The sequence below is a fragment of the Azospirillum sp. TSO22-1 genome, from assembly GCF_003116015.1.
Lineage (GTDB): Bacteria > Pseudomonadota > Alphaproteobacteria > Azospirillales > Azospirillaceae > Azospirillum.
Window position 1 is genome coordinate 1 of sequence record NZ_LGQZ01000049.1, and the last position, 18,053, is coordinate 18,053.

General features: G+C 69.0%; 18 protein-coding genes and 1 pseudogene. 8 read left to right on the forward strand and 11 right to left on the reverse strand.

What is annotated here, in order from left to right:
- Together TSO221_RS35420 and TSO221_RS13820 are read left to right on the forward strand one after the other, a co-directional pair.
- A pseudogene (locus tag TSO221_RS35420) lies at positions 1–452 on the forward strand (hypothetical protein); the annotation flags it as partial.
- 16 nt (positions 453–468) lie between these two features.
- A complete protein-coding gene (locus tag TSO221_RS13820) occupies positions 469–975 on the forward strand; it encodes a L,D-transpeptidase family protein (RefSeq protein WP_109119086.1) in 507 nt (168 codons plus the stop codon).
- On the opposite strand, the gene TSO221_RS13825 is transcribed toward TSO221_RS13820, so the two are convergent.
- Complete coding sequence (locus tag TSO221_RS13825) at positions 965–1,645, reverse strand: YggS family pyridoxal phosphate-dependent enzyme (protein ID WP_109119087.1); 681 nt, start codon at positions 1,643–1,645, stop codon at positions 965–967. The two genes, TSO221_RS13820 and TSO221_RS13825, sit on opposite strands and share 11 nt — an antisense overlap.
- A 111-nt stretch (positions 1,646–1,756) precedes the next feature.
- On the opposite strand from TSO221_RS13825, the gene TSO221_RS13830 reads away from it, so the two are divergent.
- Positions 1,757–2,275: a hypothetical protein gene (locus TSO221_RS13830; protein ID WP_109119088.1), complete on the forward strand. Its 519-nt coding sequence runs from the start codon at positions 1,757–1,759 to the stop codon at positions 2,273–2,275.
- Positions 2,276–2,337: 62 nt separating this feature from the next.
- Here TSO221_RS13830 and TSO221_RS13835 read toward each other — a convergent pair whose 3' ends face one another.
- Both TSO221_RS13835 and TSO221_RS13840 read right to left on the reverse strand, forming a co-directional pair.
- Positions 2,338–3,504, reverse strand: coding sequence for a porin (locus tag TSO221_RS13835; protein WP_109119089.1), 1,167 nt, complete (start codon positions 3,502–3,504; stop codon positions 2,338–2,340).
- Positions 3,505–3,799: 295 nt separating this feature from the next.
- Positions 3,800–5,047, reverse strand: a complete 1,248-nt coding sequence (locus TSO221_RS13840; protein ID WP_109119090.1) for a porin — start codon at positions 5,045–5,047, stop codon at positions 3,800–3,802.
- Between the two features lie 310 nt (positions 5,048–5,357).
- On the opposite strand from TSO221_RS13840, the gene TSO221_RS13845 reads away from it, so the two are divergent.
- The 5 genes from TSO221_RS13845 to TSO221_RS13865 all read left to right on the forward strand — a co-directional run bounded on the left by TSO221_RS13845 (position 5,358) and on the right by TSO221_RS13865 (position 11,142).
- The gene (locus TSO221_RS13845; protein ID WP_109119091.1) at positions 5,358–5,900 is read left to right on the forward strand and encodes a DUF3576 domain-containing protein; all 543 of its coding nucleotides are present in this window, start codon (positions 5,358–5,360) and stop codon (positions 5,898–5,900) included.
- Positions 5,901–5,952: 52 nt separating this feature from the next.
- On the forward strand, positions 5,953–8,517 hold the full coding sequence (gene leuS, locus TSO221_RS13850) for a leucine--tRNA ligase (protein WP_109119092.1): 2,565 nt from the start codon (positions 5,953–5,955) through the stop codon (positions 8,515–8,517).
- On the forward strand, positions 8,504–9,025 hold the full coding sequence (gene lptE, locus TSO221_RS13855; protein ID WP_109119093.1) for an LPS assembly lipoprotein LptE: 522 nt from the start codon (positions 8,504–8,506) through the stop codon (positions 9,023–9,025). Before leuS ends, lptE begins: the two co-directional genes overlap by 14 nt.
- Positions 9,026–9,245: 220 nt before the next feature.
- Positions 9,246–10,268 carry a DNA polymerase III subunit delta gene (gene holA, locus TSO221_RS13860; RefSeq protein ID WP_109119094.1) on the forward strand — a complete coding sequence of 341 codons (1,023 nt, stop codon included), beginning with the start codon at positions 9,246–9,248 and terminating at the stop codon, positions 10,266–10,268.
- Between the two features lie 85 nt (positions 10,269–10,353).
- Positions 10,354–11,142 (forward strand): DUF3108 domain-containing protein, encoded by a 789-nt coding sequence (locus TSO221_RS13865; protein ID WP_109119095.1) that lies wholly within the window; start codon positions 10,354–10,356, stop codon positions 11,140–11,142.
- Here the strand turns inward: TSO221_RS13865 and TSO221_RS13870 are convergent.
- From TSO221_RS13870 to TSO221_RS13905, 8 genes are all read right to left on the reverse strand, one after another.
- Positions 11,132–11,788, reverse strand: coding sequence for a class I SAM-dependent methyltransferase (locus TSO221_RS13870; protein ID WP_109119096.1), 657 nt, complete (start codon positions 11,786–11,788; stop codon positions 11,132–11,134). The two genes, TSO221_RS13865 and TSO221_RS13870, sit on opposite strands and share 11 nt — an antisense overlap.
- A gap of 1 nt (position 11,789) precedes the next feature.
- Positions 11,790–12,674, reverse strand: a complete 885-nt coding sequence (locus tag TSO221_RS13875) for a ParB/RepB/Spo0J family partition protein (protein ID WP_109119097.1) — start codon at positions 12,672–12,674, stop codon at positions 11,790–11,792.
- On the reverse strand, positions 12,674–13,456 hold the full coding sequence (locus TSO221_RS13880) for an AAA family ATPase (protein ID WP_109119098.1): 783 nt from the start codon (positions 13,454–13,456) through the stop codon (positions 12,674–12,676). Before TSO221_RS13880 ends, TSO221_RS13875 begins: the two co-directional genes overlap by 1 nt.
- 46 nt (positions 13,457–13,502) lie before the next feature.
- On the reverse strand, positions 13,503–14,117 hold the full coding sequence (gene rsmG / locus TSO221_RS13885; RefSeq protein WP_109119099.1) for a 16S rRNA (guanine(527)-N(7))-methyltransferase RsmG: 615 nt from the start codon (positions 14,115–14,117) through the stop codon (positions 13,503–13,505).
- On the reverse strand, positions 14,117–15,982 hold the full coding sequence (mnmG, locus tag TSO221_RS13890) for a tRNA uridine-5-carboxymethylaminomethyl(34) synthesis enzyme MnmG (RefSeq protein WP_109119119.1): 1,866 nt from the start codon (positions 15,980–15,982) through the stop codon (positions 14,117–14,119). Before mnmG ends, rsmG begins: the two co-directional genes overlap by 1 nt.
- A gap of 76 nt (positions 15,983–16,058) precedes the next feature.
- Positions 16,059–17,381 carry a tRNA uridine-5-carboxymethylaminomethyl(34) synthesis GTPase MnmE gene (mnmE, locus tag TSO221_RS13895; RefSeq protein ID WP_109119120.1) on the reverse strand — a complete coding sequence of 441 codons (1,323 nt, stop codon included), beginning with the start codon at positions 17,379–17,381 and terminating at the stop codon, positions 16,059–16,061.
- Between the two features lie 16 nt (positions 17,382–17,397).
- A complete protein-coding gene (locus tag TSO221_RS13900) occupies positions 17,398–17,757 on the reverse strand; it encodes a ferredoxin (protein ID WP_109119100.1) in 360 nt (119 codons plus the stop codon).
- Complete coding sequence (locus TSO221_RS13905) at positions 17,754–18,011, reverse strand: DUF6489 family protein (RefSeq protein WP_109119101.1); 258 nt, start codon at positions 18,009–18,011, stop codon at positions 17,754–17,756. The genes TSO221_RS13900 and TSO221_RS13905 overlap by 4 nt, the downstream gene beginning before the upstream one ends.
- Between the last annotated feature and the right edge of the window lie 42 nt (positions 18,012–18,053).

Below are 18,053 nucleotides of genomic sequence, written 5' to 3' on the forward strand. Positions count from 1 at the left end.
CGGCGCCCAGCGCCGCGCCGGCCGCCGCGCCCGCGCTCCAGGCCGCCGCCGCCCAGGCCGCCGCGCAGCCCGCCCCCCAATCCACGGTACAGCCGGCGTCGGCGAAGCCGGCCGACAAGGCCGCCTCGCCGATCGGCGACCACAAGCCGAGCAAGATGCCGGTGCGCGACACCATGCTGGCCACCTCGCTGCAGAGCAAGAACGCCGCCGCCATCGCGCAGAAGAGCCGGCTGCAGGCGTCCGCCCCGCCCGTCCTCAACCCCGGCACCATCACCTCCGCCGGCGCCGCCAACGCCAACGCCGCCGCGCCGGCCCAGCAGCCGACGGCCCAACAGCCCACCGTGGTGCCGCCGGAGATGATTTCCGACGTGATGATGCGTAACCTCGCGAAATACGAGGCCGCCAAGAAGGCGCTGAACCCCACCCCGCCGAGCATCCGCACGGCCGGCTGACGCTGACGGAGCCTGCATGGAGATCACGGTCACCGCCGACGGCCGCCTGACGTGGCCGGGCGGCGATTTTCGTTGCGTGCTGGGCCGCGGCGGCGTCAAGGCCGACAAGCGCGAGGGCGACGGCGGCACCCCCGTCGGCGCTTGGCCGCTGCGCCGCGCGCTGTGGCGCGCCGACCGGCTGGAACGGCCGTCCACCGCGCTGCCCGCCAGCCCCATCGCGCCGGACGACGGCTGGTGCGACGAGCCCGCCGACCCCGCCTACAACCGCCCGGTCAGGACGCCCTACCCGGCCAGCCACGAGGCGCTGTGGCGCGAGGACGGCGTCTACGACGTCATCGTCGTGCTGGGCCACAACGACGATCCCGTCGTGCCGGGGCTGGGCAGCGCGGTGTTCCTGCACGTCGCCCGCCCGGACCGGGAGCCGACCGCCGGCTGCGTCGCGCTGCCGCTGCCCGACCTGCTGCGCCTGCTGGAGGACTGCGGGCCGGATACCGTGCTGCGGGTGGTCGAGCCTACTCCGTAAAGCTTGGACGCGCCCCGAAGATCGCCGTGCCGACGCGCACGTGCGTGGCGCCGAAGCGGATGGCGGTTGGATAATCGCCGCTCATCCCCATGCTGACCTCGGCCAGGCCGTTGCGCCGCGCCATCTCGGCCAGCAGGGCGAAGTGCATGGCCGGTTCCTCGTCCACCGGCGGGATGCACATCAGGCCGGTGACCGGCAGCTTGTGCACGTCGCGGCAGACGGCGACGAAGGCGGCGACGTCGGCGGGCAGGATGCCGGCCTTCTGCGGCTCCTCGCCGGTGTTCACCTCGATCAGGCAACGCGGCCGGCGGCCGGTCTTCGCCATCTCGGCCGCCAGCGCCTCGGCCAGCTTCGGGCGGTCCACCGTCTCGATGACGTCGAACAACGCCACCGCGTCTTTCACCTTGTTGGTCTGCAAGGGGCCGATCAGGTGCAGTTCGAGGTCCGGGTGCACCGCCCTGAGGTCCGGGAACTTGGCCTTGGCCTCCTGCACGCGGTTCTCGCCGAACACGCGCTGGCCGGCGGCGATCGCCTCGGCCACCGCTTCAGGGCCGTGCGTCTTGGAAACGGCGACCAGCGTGACGAATCCCGAGTCGCGGCCGGCGGCGGCGCAGGACTCGGCGATGGTGCGGCGCACCTCGTTCAGGCGGGATGCAACGGAGTCGGTCATGGGTCAAGGCTCCCGGATGGTCCGCGCGATGTATACACCGGCGGGCGCGGCGTGGTAACGGACCCCTCAACGAAACGCAAGCCTCCGAGGAGTCACCGGATGCGTGGTTGGATGTACACCGCACTCGTGGCCGCGCCGCTGGCGCTGGCCGCCGCGCCGCACGCACACGCCCAGCAGCAGGCCCAGCCCCAGACGCAGGCCCCGCCGGCCGGCAAGCAACAGGTCCGCATGGCCAAGGGCTCGCCCACCGCGAAGGTCTTCTTCGGCGAGCCGGCCCAGCTGCTGGACGACGACGGCACCTACGCCGACGCCATGAAGCGGGTGGCCAAGGATCTGTCGCAGAGTTGCGGCACCATCGAGAGCTTCGGCTGGGAATACAACGAAACCGACTTGAGCGAGCGCCAGCAGCACGCCAACAAGGTCTTCGACTCGACCATGCAGGCGTTCGTGCAGGCCGGCTACAAGCTGGTCGAGCGCAAGGTCCGCGCCATCCCGGACCCCGAAACGGTGGTCTTCACCGCCGAGAGCAAGGCGAAGAAGCTGATCATGCTGTGGTCGCCGACCGGCGACGCCACGCTGCTGCTGCTCTGCGACGCGAGCGCCGGCAAGACTCCGCCGACCAAGAAGTAGGCGCAAACGGAAACGGCGGCGGGTCGCCCCGCCGCCGTCCGTCGATAGGATCCGCGCCGCGATCAGAACGCGAGGCGGGTGTCCAGCATGAGGATGCTGCCCTTGTCGTTGCGGTCCGGGGCAACGAGGTCGTTGTCCTTGGCCTTGAAGTAGCTGTACTCCAGACCGGCCGTCAGGCCCGGGGCCACGGTGTAGGTCACGCCGGCCTGGTACAGGTCCAGCTTGGAGTTCAGGCGGTCCGACACGACGGCGCCGGCGTCCTTGTAGCTCTGGTAGTTGACGGCCAGGATGACCGGGCCCAGCGTGTAGTTGGCGCCGACGATCCAGGTCTCCTGGTTGTCCGCACCGCTGGTGGTGACGCCCGACTGGTAGCCGCTCTTGCCGGCGTTGCGGTACATGCCGCCGACCTTGAAGCCGGCGAAGCCGACGTTGGCGGCGAGGTTGTAGGACGACAGGTCCTTGTAGCTCGCGCCGGTGGCCGAGGCCTTGGCAGCCTCGCCGAACTCGTAGTAGGCCGAGGCCTCGAGCGTCACGGCACCGATCTCGCGGCTGTAGATGCCGCCCAGCTCGACCACGTCGTGGAAGCTGTTCTGGTAGGTGCCGGCCGACACGTACTTGCTGCGGCTGATCGAGTTGTTGTTGTTGTCGTTGCGCGGCGCGTAGGCGATGCCGCCCTGGAAGCCGGCGAACTGCGGCGTCAGGTAGATGACGCGGGTCGCGATGTCGCCGCTGTGCAGGTTGCGGAAGTTGGTGGCGCGGCTGGCGACGCCCGAGTCGTAGATGGCCGAACCGGTCAGGAAGTCCAGCGTGCCGTTGTCGGCGCCGCCGGCGATGCCCTCGAGGTTCGGGCCGATGAAGCCGTACTCGTCCGACAGGCCGTTGATCGTGCCGGCCTGCACGGTGCCGAAGCCGCCCTTGGCGAAGATGTAGGCGCGGTCGCTGCTGGTGTTGCGGGCGCCGTTGCTGGTGGCCGTCTGGTCGGCGCGGACGCGCAGGCGCGCGCCGTACTCGAGGCCGTTGTCGGCCTTCGCCGACGGCGTCAGGGTGAAGCGGAAGCGGTTGCGCGCTTCGAACGAACGCAGGCCCGTGTCGCCCTTCTGATCGACGAAGCCGCCCTGGAAGTAGGCGTCGCCACCGATGGTGAGGTCGAACTGGGCCTGCGCGGCGGCGCTGCCGGTCCCGGCGGCCAGCGCGACGGCGGCACAGGCAAGGACGAGAGAACGCTTCATGATGGGTCAATCCTTCAACGGATGGCCTATGACGGCCGAGCGATGTCGTTGCTGAAAGGAGTTAATCCCGTGCAAGGGAAGCATGCAAGGGGCAATGACACGCTCACGGTGCACACATGAAACAGCGTTGCAGTTCAGACACACAGATAAGCTATTGAATTTATTGTATAATTCAGCATGGCCTCAAAAATAGCGCTTTCTATGCCGCAACAAAGGGCATTTTGCCCATTCTTGAGGCAAAGAAAAAGGGCGGCAGCCGAAGCTGCCGCCCTCGTTTCCGCACTCTGACTTTGGATTAGAAAGCCAGGGTGGAGTGCAGGATGACGATCGAACCCTTGTCGTCCGGGCTGCCGCCCAGAGTGGTGTTCGGACGATCGCTGTCCGCCTTGAAGTAGTCGTAGCGGATGCCGACGCCGAAGCCCGGGGCCACGGTGTAGGCGGCGCCGATCTCGTAAACGTCAAGCTTGCGCTTGCCGGCGATGGTGATGTCACCGGAGTCCTGACCGCGCATCCAGCCGGCGCCGACCACGATCGGGCCAGCGGTGTACTGGGCGCCCAGCTGATAGACGACGGCGCCGCTGCGATCGACAACCGCGGCGTTGACACCGGTCCAGCGCAGGGCGGTGGCGCCCTTGTTCAGGCCCGACTTGCCGAAGTCGGTGATGCTGCCGCCGAGGGTGAAGCCGGCGTAGCCGACCTGGGCGCCAACCATCCAGGCGCTCAGATCCTTGAAGTTCGCACCGGTGACGTCCGACGCCTCGCCGCCGTAGTAGGCGGCCTGGCCCTTCAGCTTCACGCCGCCGAAGGTGTTGTCGTAGTTGACGTTGGCTTCCCACAGATCCTGGAAGCTGCCCTGGACCTGCGAGTTGGCCGCGGTCCCGGTCGCGCCCAGCTTGCTGCGGTTGATCCCGTTACCGCTGTCGTCGTTGCGCGGCGTGTAGCTGGCGCCCAGCTGGAAGCCGGCGATACGCGGCGAGAAGTACTTAATGCGGGTGCTGGCGTCGCCGAAGGTCGGCCACGTCTGGTTCTGGCCGACGATGGTGTTGAGCTGGCCGCCGGTGATGTTGGCGCCGACGAACGGGCCGGTGATGCCGCCGGTCTGACCGCCGCCCATGAAGGCTTCCGCCTGGCTGAACAGGCCGAACGGCAGGTAGTCGATCGGGCGCGACACGATGGTGTCGTCCTGGGTGGTGGCGTCGAGACCGAGGCGGACCTGACCGAAGCCGCCCTGGGCGAACACGTAGGCCTTGTCGTAGCCGGTGTTGCGCGAGGCGTTGCTGGTGGCCGTGGCCTCGGCGCGGACGCGGATGCGCGCACCGTACTCGAGACCGTTGTCAGCCTTGGCCGACGGGATCAGGTTGAAACGGAAGCGATTGCGCGCCTCGGTCGAACGGAGACCCGAATCCAGATCCTGGTCGGTCCAACCCCACTCGAAGTAGGCGTCGCCGCCAACCTTCACCTCGAACTTGGCCTGGGCATTGGCAGCGCCGCTTCCCATCGCCAGAGCAACGGCGGCGCAGCCCGCCAGCAGATACCGATTCATAGTGTTGCCTCCATCCTGGCAGCAAATTGTTCAGCCGGGTTCTTCGTCCCTGCTGAGACTGTGGTACGCACACCGGCCGGCGGCAGCAAGCCGAAACGTGCCGTCTTTGCTGCATTGATGGGACAGTGTGGCGCTCGCACCACACAGTGCACCGCGGCGATTTTCGCTTTTATAAAGGAGTAGGGCGGCGCGCACGCCCTCCGTCTTGTGTAACGCCTGTTGCGCCCGCGGACGGTTTTATGGTCTTTTCAGCGGCGTCCGCCGCGCCCTTTTGGCGCGCGCCCCCACTGCCGCGATGTAAAGCTCAGCCATGCGCCGTATCCGTATCGCCATTGCCGCTCCTCTCGTCCTCGGCTCGCTGGTCCTGGCCGGCTGCTCCAGCTGGGGCGGCCAGAACGACAACACCACCATGGATCAGATGAGGAAGGACGAGTACAAGTTCGGCAGCCTGCTCGGCACCGACGGCGGCCTCAACCTGTTCGGCGGCAACAAGCGCAAGGGCGCCGCCGACGCCGGCGACCCCAACGGGCTTGGCGTCAACAGCTATCTGTGGCGCGCCTCGCTGGACACCCTGGCCTTCCTGCCGATCGCCTCGGCCGACCCGTTCGGCGGCGTGATCCTGACCGACTGGTACACCCCGCCGGACGCGCCGAACGAGCGCTTCAAGGTCAACCTCTACATCCTCGACCGCCAGCTGCGCGCCGACGGCGTGCGCGTGTCGGTGTTCAAGCAGGCCCGCGCCGGCAGCGACTGGCGCGACACCGCCGTTTCGCAGGAGACCGCCGGCCAGCTCGAGGACGCGATCCTGACCCGCGCCCGTCAGCTCCGCGTCGCCCAGCAGGCCGCCAAGTAACGCGTCCAGACGACCGACCTAAGCACCCAGACCCGAACGGACAGCCTTTTTCATGTCGCGCTACAACGTAAAAGAGACCGAGGCCAGGTGGCAGGCGGAGTGGGAGCGGCGGTCCTGCTTCACCGCGGCCGAGGACGCCGGCCGGCCCAAGTACTACGTGCTGGAGATGTTCCCCTATCCCTCGGGGCGCATTCACATGGGCCACGTGCGCAACTACACGATCGGCGACGTGATCGCGCGCTTCAAGCGCGCCAAGGGCTTCAACGTCCTGCACCCGATGGGCTGGGACGCCTTCGGCCTGCCGGCCGAGAACGCCGCGCTGGAGAAGAAGACCCACCCCGCCAAGTGGACGCGCGAGAACATCGCCACCATGCGCGGTCAGCTGAAGACCATGGGCCTGTCCATCGACTGGAGCCGCGAGGTCGCCACCTGCGACGTGGAGTACTATCGCCACGAGCAGAAGATGTTCCTCGACTTCATGAAGGCGGGCCTCGCCTACCGCAAGGAGTCGTGGGTCAACTGGGATCCGGTCGACAACACCGTGCTGGCCAACGAGCAGGTGATCGACGGCCGCGGCTGGCGCACCGGCGCGCTGGTCGAGAAGCGCAAGCTGTCGCAGTGGTTCCTCAAGATCACCGCCTATGCCGACGAGCTGCTGAAGGGCCTCGAGTCGCTGGACCGCTGGCCCGAGCGCGTGCGCCTGATGCAGGAGAACTGGATCGGCAAGTCCACCGGCGTGCGCTTCCGCTTCGACGTTCAGGGCCGCGACGATAAGCTGGAGGTCTTCACCACCCGCCCGGACACGCTGTTCGGCGCCTCCTTCGCCGCCATCTCCGCCAACCACCCGCTGGCTTCCGAGCTTGCCGCGAACAACCCGGCCCTGGCCGAGTTCATCGCCGAGTGCAACCGCCTGGGCACCAGCGAGGAGGCGATCGAGACCGCGGAGAAGAAGGGCTTCGACACCGGCCTGCGGGTCGTCCACCCCTTCGACCCCGCCTGGACGCTGCCGGTCTACGTGGCGAACTTCGTGCTGATGGAGTACGGCACCGGCGCCATCTTCGGCTGCCCGGCGCACGACCAGCGCGACCTCGACTTCGCCCGCAAGTACGATCTGCCGGTCACGCCGGTGGTCATCCCGGCGGACGCTGATCCCGCGGCCTTCGCGGTCGGGACCGAGGCCTACACCGGCCCCGGCGTGCTGAAGAACTCCCGCTTCCTGGACGGCCTCGACGTCGAGTCGGCCAAGCAGGAGATCGGCAAGCGGATGGAGTCGGCGGGGCAGGGCGAGCGCACCACGCAGTACCGCCTGCGCGACTGGGGCGTGTCGCGCCAGCGCTACTGGGGCTGCCCGATCCCGGTCATCCACTGCCCGGAGCACGGCATCGTGCCGGTGCCGGACGACCAGCTGCCCGTCGTGCTGCCGGAGGACGTCACCTTCGACAAGCCCGGCAACCCGCTGGACCACCACCCGACCTGGAAGCACACGGCCTGCCCGACCTGCGGCAAGCCGGCGCTGCGCGAGACCGACACCTTCGACACCTTCATCGAGTCGAGCTGGTACTTCGCCCGCTTCTGCTCGCCGCACACCGCCGACGCCGCGTTCGAGCGCAAGGCGGTCGACTACTGGCTGCCGGTCGACCAGTACATCGGCGGCATCGAGCACGCGGTGCTGCATCTGCTCTATTCGCGCTTCTGGACGCGGGCGCTGACCCAGTGCGGCTACCTGGACGTGGCGGAGCCGTTCGCCGGCCTGTTCACCCAGGGCATGGTCAACCACGAGACCTACAAGGACGCCAACGGCGCCTGGCTGTCGCCGGCCGACATCGTCAGGAACGACAAGGGTGAACTGGTCGCCGCCGACGGCGGCCCGGTGGCGGTCGGCCGCGTCGAGAAGATGTCGAAGTCGAAGAAGAACGTCGTCGACCCGGCGAACATCATCGACACCTACGGCGCCGATGCCGCCCGCCTGTTTATGCTGTCCGACAGCCCGCCCGAGCGCGACCTGGAGTGGACCGAGGCCGGCATCGACGGCGCGTGGCGCTACATCAACCGCCTGTGGCGCATGATCACCGAGGCGCCGGTGGCGCTGCCGGCCGCCGGCTCGCCGGCTCCGGCCGAGCTGTCCGACAAGGCGCAGGGTGCGCGCCGCCTGATCCACAAGACGGTCGCCGGCGTCGGCGAGGACCTCGACAAGTTCCGCTTCAACAAGGCGGTCGCCCGCGTGCGCGAGCTGTCCAACGCGCTCGCCGAGCTCGACGGCAAGAGCGCCGGCGAGGCGTGGGTGCTGCGCGAGGGCTTCGAGGCGCTGGTGCGCATGGTCGCCCCGATGATGCCGCACCTCGCCGAGGAGCTGTGGGCGCACCTGGGCCACGCCACGCCGCTGGTCGAGCAGCCCTGGCCGGAGGCCGACGCCGCGCTGGCCACCGACGACGTGGTGACCATGGCGGTGCAGGTGAACGGCAAGCTGCGCGCCACGCTGGAGCTGCCGCGCGACGTCGCCAAGGACGAGGCGGAGAGGCGGGCGCTGGCCGACGCCAACGTCCAGAAGGCGCTGGAGGGCAAGCCGGTGCGCAAGGTCATCGTCGTTCCGAATCGGGTGATCAATGTCGTGGTCTAAGCGGAACCTGCTGCGGACGGGCGCGGCGCTGGCATGCGTGGCGCTGCTGTCCGCCTGCGGCTTCCGCCCGCTGTACGGCGACCAGGGCGTCGCCGGCGGCGGGGCCGCCGACAAGCTGGAGACGGTGGCGATCTCCAACATCCCCGACCGCCCGGGGCAGGTCCTGCGCAACCTGCTGATCGACCGTTTCCACCAGAACGACCGCGGCGTGCAGACGCCGTACCGCCTGGATTCGCGGATCGTCGCCACCGAGCAGAAGCTGGCGCTGCGCCAGGACGCCTCGGCCGAGCGCGCGCAGCTGATCATCACCGTGCCGTTCCGCCTGATCGAGAACAGCACCGGCCGCACCCTCTTCGAGGGCACCAGCCGCTCCTTCGTGCCATACAACGTGCTGGAGGAGCGCTACGCCGGTCTGGTGACGCTCGACTACGCCTACACCCGCGGCCTAACCGAAATCTCCGACGAGATCACCGCCCGCGTGGCCATGTACCTGTCGAAGGGGCAGTGACGCTTTTCCCCCTGGGCCGTGGCGTCGGGGGCAAGCGTTCACACGGATTGCACGGATCGAGGCGCGGGATTTCACGGATCTCTTCGTCCGTGCCCGACGGTAGCCGGCGGAGCGCCGCAGGCATGAAAAAATCCGTGTAATCCGTGCCGCCAATCCGTGTAATCCGTGTCGATGTTGCCTCGGCCGCGGCCGTCGGCACTTCCAGCAGGCGCCCCGCCCCATGAAGCTCCAAGGCAAGGCCATCGACGCGTTCCTGAAGCACCCCGACCCGAAGGTCCGGGCGGTGCTTCTCTACGGCCCCGACGCCGGTCTGGTGCGCGACCGCGCCGACACGCTCGGCAGGACCGTCTGCCCCGATCTCAACGACCCGTTCCGCGTCGCCGATTTCCTCGGCAAAGCGCTGGTCGACGACCCGGCCCGGCTCGCCGACGAGGCTGCGGCGATGGCGCTGACCGGTGGGCGGCGCCTGATCCGCGTGCGCGACGCCGAGGACGTGACCACCACCGCCTTCACCGCCTTCCTCAAGGACCCGCCGCCCGGCGACAGCCTGGTGGTGGCCGAGGCCGGCGACCTGTCGAACCGCTCGCGCCTGCGCGCCCTGTTCGAGGGCGCCGACGCCGGCGCCGCCATCCCCTGCTACGTGGAGGAGGAGGCGTCGCTCGGCCGCGTCATCGCCGACCTGCTCTCCGCGCAGGGCCTGTCGGCCGATGTCGACGCGCTGACTTTCCTGGCCGGCAACCTCGTCGGCGACCGCCTCGTCGCGCGTGGCGAGATCGAGAAGCTGGCCGTCTACATGGGTACGGAAAAGCGCGTAACGCTGGAACACGCCCAGGCCAGCGTCGGCGACTCCGCCGCGCTCGACATGGATGAGCCGGTGTGGGCCGCCGCCGACGGCGATTTCGCCGCGCTCGATCGCGCGCTCGCCCGCCTGTTCGCCGAGGGCATGAGCCCGGTACCGATCCTGCGCGCCACCCAGCGCCACTTCCAGCGCCTGCAGCTGATCGGCTCGCAGGTCGCAGCCGGCAAGTCGCCGGAGACGGCGGTCGACGCGGTGCGCCCGCCGGTGTTCTTCAAGCTGCGCCCGCGCCTGGTCAACCAGGCCCGGCGCTGGACGCCCAACCTGGTGCGCGCCGCGCTGGAGCGTCTGGTCGACGCCGAGGCCGACTGCAAGCGCACCAACATGCCCGACCAGACCATCTGCGCCCGCGTGCTGTTCCAGCTGGCATCGCTGGCGCGGCGATAGGGGCGCGGCGACAGGCGGGGTCTTGGCAACGGCCCTCCGACGCGCGATCTATACCGGACAGGCTGGCGCGGGGTAGGGGAAGGGCATGCTCGGACGTTTGCAGGCGGCCTTCATCGCCGTTCTCGGCGCGCTCGCCGGATCGGCGCACGCCGAAACGTGGCAGCTCACGTTCGAGGCCTACGGCGGTGGCCTGCCGCTGGCCACCGGCGGGCTGCGGCTGGCGATCGACGGCGGCAGGCAATACGACGCCAAGCTGGAGTCGGCCAACGCCTCCTGGTTCAACATGGTCACCCGCTTCCGCTACGACGCGGAGGCCGCCGGCACAGTGTCCAACCCCTCCGTCGCCCCCGCGCGCTTCCGCGGCGAGCGCAATCTGCGCTCCAAGCGCGAGGTGACAGCGCTGAATTACGGCGGCGGCAGCGTGTCGGTGCACACCGAGCCGCCGATGAACCCGGAAAAGGCGTCCCTGGTGCCCGAGGCTGTCCGCCGTGGCAGCGTCGACCCGCTCAGCGCCGGCATTGGCGTGGTGGTCACCGCCGGCGGCCCGGCCGCCTGCACCGGCACCTACCCGGTCTACGACGGCCGCCGCCGCTACGACATCACCGCGAAACCCGCCGGCACCGAGATGCTGGAGCCCTCCAAACGCCGCATGGCCTCCGGCCTGGCGAAGCGTTGCGTGGTGTCGCTAAAGCCGATCGCCGGCTTCCAGGCCGACAAGGACCGCCCGAACCGCTTCTTCGTGGAAGGGCAGGAGCGGTCCGCCACCATCTGGTTCCTGCCGGTCAATGGCCGCACCATCCCGATCCAGGTGGAGGTGGAGACCGACTTCGGCAGCTTCTTCGTCCACACCACCGGCTTCACGGTCACGCCATAGCCCGGAACAGCGCCGCGCAGCCCACCAGCTCGACCGAATGCGCGGTGAACCGCGCCGCCAGCGCCGCATCCAGCGCCTCGACCGTATCCTCCTGATTGCAAAAGATGCCCTTACGGTTGTAAGCGGCCATCAGCCGCCGCGCCATCGCCGAGCGTGGCGCCGAGCCCTGCACCAGCGTTGCCCCGAACAGCACCGCGCCGTCGTTCATCAGCGGCCGCAGGTGGTCAAACACCACCGCCTTCTCCGCCATCGAGCCGGGCAGGCAGTGCAGCAGGTAGCACAGCCCCACCGAGTCGAAGCGCGGCCCGTCGAACGGGATCGGCTCCAGCACGTTGCGCCGATGGGCCTCCGGCGCGTAGCGCGCGACACGCCCCGACGCGTGCTCCAGGCAGTTCGGGTTGAGATCCATCAGCGCCAGCCGGGGAGCCGGGGAGGGGAAGCGGCAGTGATCGAGGAACCACCCGGTCCCCACGCCGACGTCCAGGTGGTTGCCCGAGACGTTGGCGTCGTAAAGCGCCAGCAACCGCCCCGTCGGACACTTCCAGATCAGCGGGTTGGAGACGCCCAGCACCACGCCGTCGTACAGCAGCCGCAGCACGAGGCCACTGTAGACCGCTTGGCCCGCGTGAACCGCCTCGGCGCTCACCTCACTCGCCCCGGCCGAGCCGCCGCAGCACGTCGTCGAGCTGGTCGAGCGTCTGGTAGTGGATGGTGACCATACCGCGCTTGCCCTGCGGCGTGATCGAGACCTTCAGCCCGATGCTGGCGGAGATCTCGTCCTCCAGGTTCTGCAGGTCGATATCCTTGGCCGGCCCGTCGCCGCGCTTGGCCCCGCTGCCCTTGGCCGGCGCCTCGTCCTTGCGGACGAGGTCCTCGGTCTGGCGGACGTTGAGACCGCGCTTTACGACCTCGTGCGCCATCAGTTCCGGGTTCTCGACGGTCAGCAGCGCGCGGGCGTGGCCGGCGGTCAGCCGGCCGTCGTTGACCATGGTCTTGACCGGATCGGGCAGAGCCAGCAGGCGCAACATGTTGGCGACGTGGCTGCGGCTCTTGCCGATGACCTTGGCGAGGTCTTCCTGGGTGTGCTCGAACTCGTCCATCAGGCGGCGGTAGCCCTCCGCCTCTTCCAGCGGCGTCAGATCGGCGCGCTGGATGTTCTCGATGAGCGCGATCTCCAGCGCCTCGCGGTCGTCCAGCTCGCGCACGACCACCGGCACCTCGGGCACGCCGGCCAGCTGCGCGGCGCGCCAGCGGCGCTCGCCGGCGATGATCTCGAACTGGTTGACGGCACCGCCCGGCACCCGACGGACCAGCAGCGGCTGCAGCACGCCCTTCTCGCGCACCGACTCGACAAGGCCCTTGATGGCTTCCTCGTCGAAGCGGCGGCGCGGCTGGTAGCGACCGGGCTGCAGGTACTCGATCGGCACCATCTTGGACAGCCGCACCTTGTCGACGGCGGCGTAGTCGTCGGTGTCCTCGCCGAACAGGGCGGAGAGGCCGCGGCCCAGGCTGCTGCGCTTGCCCTCGGACATCAGGCGGCCAGCCTCTTCTCACGGCGCAGCACTTCGCCGGCCAGGTTGATGTAGGCCTGCGCGCCGGGGCAGCGCATGTCGTAGATCAGCACCGGCTTGCCGTGCGACGGCGCCTCGGAGACCTTGACGTTGCGCGGGATCACCGTCTCAAAGACCTTCTCGCCGAAGAAGCCGCGCACGTCGGCGGCGACCATGTCGGAGAGGTTGTTGCGCTTGTCGAACATGGTCAGGACGACGCCGTGGATGTCCAGGTTCGGGTTGAAGGTGCGCTTCACCCGCTCGATGGTGCGCACCAGATGGCTGAGACCCTCCAGGGCATAGAACTCGCACTGCAGCGGCACCATGACGGCGTTCGACGCCACCAGCGCGTTCAGCGTCAGCAGGCCAAGCGCCGGCGGGCAGTCGATCAGCACGAAGTCGTAGTCGAGCGCGCTGGCGGCCACCGCCTCGCGCAGCCGGAACTCGCGCTGCGCGGCACCGACCAGCTCGATCTCCGCGCCCGACAGCTCGACCGAGGAGGTGACGATCCACAGGTTCGGCACGTTCGACTCGATGGCCGCCTTGTCGAGCGCCACACCGTCGAACAGCACGTCGTAGATACCGACGCTGCGCTTGGCGCGGGGAATCCCCAGGCCGGTCGACGCGTTGCCCTGGGGATCGAGATCGATCACCAGGACGCGCTTGCCGATGGCGGCGAGCGCCGTGGCCAGATTGATGGCGGTCGTCGTCTTGCCGACGCCGCCCTTCTGGTTGGCGATGGCGATGACACGCGCGGAGGTCATTGCAGCCTCGTGAGCCTGTTTTCGGGGAAAGGGGTGGATCGTGGACTTAGACACGGACGATGCCACTCAGGCGCAGGATGGAACCGGAAGGGTCGGTGACGCTGTCGAAGCGTTCGGTGCGCATCTTCCAATATTTGGTGGAGTCCGTCAATTCGTCCTCCACATTTTGGCCCTTGAGGAACAGCGCCACACCATCCGCTGTGAGGAAGCGCGCACCCCAGTCCAGCAGGTCCGCCAGCGGCGCCAGCGCGCGGGCGGTCAGCACGTCGGCCTGGAGGCCTTGCACCGCCTCGATCCGCTTGGAATGCACGGTCACCGCGGCGCCGGTGGCCCGCGCCGCCTCGCGCAGAAAGGCGCCCTTGCGCACGTCGCTCTCGATCAGGTGCACCTCCGGCACGCCCAGGATCGCCAGCACCAGCCCTGGAAAACCGGCGCCGCTGCCAAGATCGACCAGCACCTTGGTCGACTCGGGCAACAGCGGATAAAGCTGCGCGGAGTCGAGGAAGTGCCGGCTCCAGGCGTCGTCCAACGTCTTCGGTCCGACGAGGTTGATCGTCTTCTGCCACTTGCGCAGCAGCGCCTCGTAGACCGTCAAACGCTCCAGTGTTTCACGTGAAACACCGGTGGCCTTCCGGAAGCCCTCTGCGTCCAAACGCACCATCACGCCACCTTCGCGTCGCGGCGCTTCACGTGCCGCAGCAGCGCAACCAGCGCCGCGGGAGTCATGCCGGGGATGCGCGCCGCAGCGCCCAGCGTCGCCGGACGGACTTGCCGCAGCTTGGTGCGGATCTCGGTGGACAGGCTGCCCACCGCATCGACGTCCAGGTCGTCGGGCAGGGTGAGCGCCTCATCCTTGCGGAAGGCGCGGATGTCGGCCTCCTGCCGATCGAGGTAGCCGGCGTATTTGCCGTCGATCTCCAGCTGTTCGGCGACGTCGCCGGCTATCTCGCTCAACTCCGGCCACACGCGGGTGAGGGACGGCAGGTCAATATCCGGATAGCGCAGCAGGTCGGCGGCGGAGCGGCGCACGCCGTCCTGGTTCACCGCGATGCCCAACCGCACCAGTTCCGCCGGAGTCGCCTGCAGTGAGCGCACCAGAGTACGCGCGGCGACAAGCGCCGTCTCCTTGGCGCCGAACGCGTCACGGCGAACCGAGCCGACGCAACCGATGGCCAACCCCTTCGGTGTCAGTCGCTGGTCGGCGTTGTCGGCGCGCAGCAGCAGCCGGTATTCGGCGCGCGAGGTGAACATGCGGTACGGCTCGTTGGTGCCGCGGGTGATGAGGTCGTCGATCAGCACGCCGATGTAGGCGTCGGCGCGGTCGAGAACGAACGTCTCCGCGGAGCCGCTCGCCGCCAGCGCCGCGTTGACGCCGGCCATCAGCCCTTGCGCCGCCGCTTCCTCGTAGCCGGTGGTGCCGTTGATCTGGCCGGCGAAGAACAGGCCCGGCGCGCGTTTGGTCTCGAGTGTCGACTTCAGTTCGCGCGGATCGATGAAATCGTACTCGATGGCGTAGCCGGGGCGCAGCATCACGGTGCGCTCCAGACCCGGCATGCTCCTCAGGACGCCGAGCTGCACGTCGCGGGGTAGGGAGGTGGAGATGCCGTTCGGGTAGACGGTGTTGTCGTCCAGCCCCTCCGGCTCCAGGAAAATCTGGTGCCGATCCTTGTCGGCGAAGCGCACCACCTTGTCCTCGATGGATGGGCAATAGCGCGGTCCGGTGCTCTGGATCTGCCCCGAGTACATCGGCGCCCGGTGCAGGTTTGCCCGGATGAGGTCGTGCGCCTCCGGTGTCGTCCAGGTGATGGCGCAGTCAACCTGCGGCGTGTCGATGCGGTCGGTCAGGTAGGAGAAGGGCGGGGGCGGAAGGTCGCCCGGCTGCTTCTCCAGCGCGGCCCAGTCGATGGTTTTGCCGTCGAGCCGCGGCGGTGTCCCGGTCTTCAGCCGGCCGAGCGGGAAGCCAAGCCTGGCGAGCGTGTCGGACAGCCCGAGCGCCGGCGCCTCGCCGACGCGGCCGGCGGGGATGGTCTCCTCGCCGATGTGGATCAGGCCGCGCAGGAAGGTGCCGGTGGTCAGCACCACCGCGCCGGCCCGGATCGTCTCGCCGGCGCCGGTTACCACGCCGGTAACGCGTTGGTCGACGTCGACCGTGAGGTCCTCGGCGCCGCCGGCCTCGATGGCTAGGTTCTGCTGCGCCGTCAGGATCGCCTGCATGGCCTGCCGGTACAGTTTGCGGTCGGCCTGAGCGCGCGGGCCGCGGACAGCCGGGCCCTTGGAGCGGTTCAGGATGCGGAACTGGATGCCGCCCGCGTCGATGGCGCGCGCCATGACGCCGTCGAGCGCGTCGATCTCGCGCACGAGGTGTCCCTTCGCCAACCCGCCGATGGCCGGGTTGCACGACATCTCGCCGATGGTTTCGATCTTGTGGGTAAGCAGCAGCGTGCGCGCGCCCATACGCGCCGCCGCCGCCGCGGCTTCGCAACCCGCGTGGCCGCCGCCAACAACTATGACATCGAATGTCCGCATGCGCGGGACCATAGGGGAAGTGAGGGCGGGAGGTAAAGCCCCCACCGCTCTCCCCGTCAGTGTTTCACGTGAAACATCACTTGCCGATGCAGAAGTCGCGGAAGATCACATCCAGCAGATCCTCCACGTCGACCCGTCCGGTGATGCGACCGAGCGCCCGGCTCGCCAGCCGAACGTCCTCCGCCGCGAGTTCCGGCAGCGGCGCGATAAGCGCACGGGCGAGGGCGTCGCGGCATTCCTCCAGCGCAGCGCGATGACGCGCGCGGGTCAGGGCGGGGGCGCCGGTGCCAGCCATGCGGTCGGCGCTAAACGCTGCCAAACGTTCCTCCAACTCCTGCAGACCGACGCCGGTGCGCGCCGAAACGGGGAGGGCCAGAACGCCGTCAACGTCGATCGCAGCCGGGGCGAGGTCGGTCTTGTTCAACACCACCACCGTATCGGCGTCGATCAGGGCACGGGTCGCGGCGTCAAGCGGAGCCGTCGCGTCGAACACCGCGATCTTCACGTCGGCCTTGGCGGCGCGGTCGAGGGCGCGGCGGATGCCTTCCTCCTCGATCTCGTCGCCAGCCTCGCGCAGACCGGCGGTATCGGCCAGCACCACCGGGAAGCCACCGAGGTCCAGGTGCACCTCGATGACGTCGCGGGTGGTGCCGGCCCGGGCCGAGACGATGGCCGCCTCGCGCCGCGCCAGCGCGTTCAGCAGGCTCGATTTGCCGGCGTTCGGCGCGCCGACGATGGCGATGTGCAGCCCCTCGCGCAGACGCTCGCCGCGGCGGCCGTCGGCGAGATGGGCGTCGATCCCGGTGACCAGGGCTTCCAGCACCGGGCGCACCGCGTCGGCAACCCCCACCGGCAGGTCCTCGTCGGAGAAGTCGATGTCGGCCTCGATGTGCGCCAGGGCGCGGGTGAGGCGGTCCCGCCATCCCTCGTAGAGGCGGCCGAGCGCGCCCTCCATCTGGCGGAGCGCCTGGCGGCGTTGCGCGCTCGTCTCGGCGTCCACCAGATCGGCGAGCCCCTCGGCCGCGGTGAGGTCGAGCTTGCCGTTCTCGAAGGCGCGGCGGGTGAACTCGCCGGGCTCGGCGACGCGCAGGCCGGGCAGGGCACCCAGCGCCTCGATGACACCGGCCACCACGGCGCGGCCACCGTGCAGGTGCAGCTCGCCGACATCCTCACCGGTGAAGCTGCGCGGGGCGGGGAACCACAGCACCAGGGCGTCGTCCAGCGCCTCGCCGGTGCGCGGGTCGCGCAGGGCACGCAGCCCGGCGAAGCGCGGCCGGGGCAGATCGTTTCCAGCCAACGCCTTGAGCGCCGAAGCCGTTTCCGACCCCGAAACGCGAACCACCGCCACACCGGCGCGGCCGGGGGCGGTGGCCAAGGCAAAAATGGTGGTGGCGAATATGGTGGTGGCAGTCACCTCAGCCCCGCTGCTCGGACCGCAGCTCCTTCTGGTCGGGCTGGAGCATCAGGCGCTCGACCCGGCGGCCCTCGACGAGGTGGGTCTGCAGGATCTCGTCGATGTCGGCGGGGGAGTGGATCGTGTACCACACGCCCTCGGGATAGATGACGAGGGTCGGGCCCAGCTCGCAGCGGTCCAGGCAGCCGGCGGAATTGATGCGGATGCGCGGCTCCAGCCCCAGTTCCTTGGAGCGGGCCTTCATGTACTCCCGGAGCTTTTCGGATCCCCGCTCGGCGCAGCTGCCGCGCTTGTGTCCGTCGGGGCGGCGGTTGGTGCAGGCGAAAACGTGGGCTTCAAAATAGAGTTTTGGATCGGTCACTTCTTTCCGTCTCCTCCGGCGCCCATGGCCGAGGCCATCTGCGTCCAGAAAATCTTCTGTATCTGCTCGAAGCCCTGGATGCCCGCGGGCAGCCACGTCTTCAGCGCGGTTTCCGGGTCCATCGCGTGCAGCCCGGCGAGCGTGCGGTCCTGCACCTCGCGCATCAGCACGTCCTGCATGGGCTTCACGTCCGGCAGGCCCAGGAACGTCCGCGCCTCCTCCGGCGTGCAGTCCACATCGATGGTGATCTTCATCGACTCCGTCCTCTTTCCTGGGTCAAGTCCCACTATACAGAT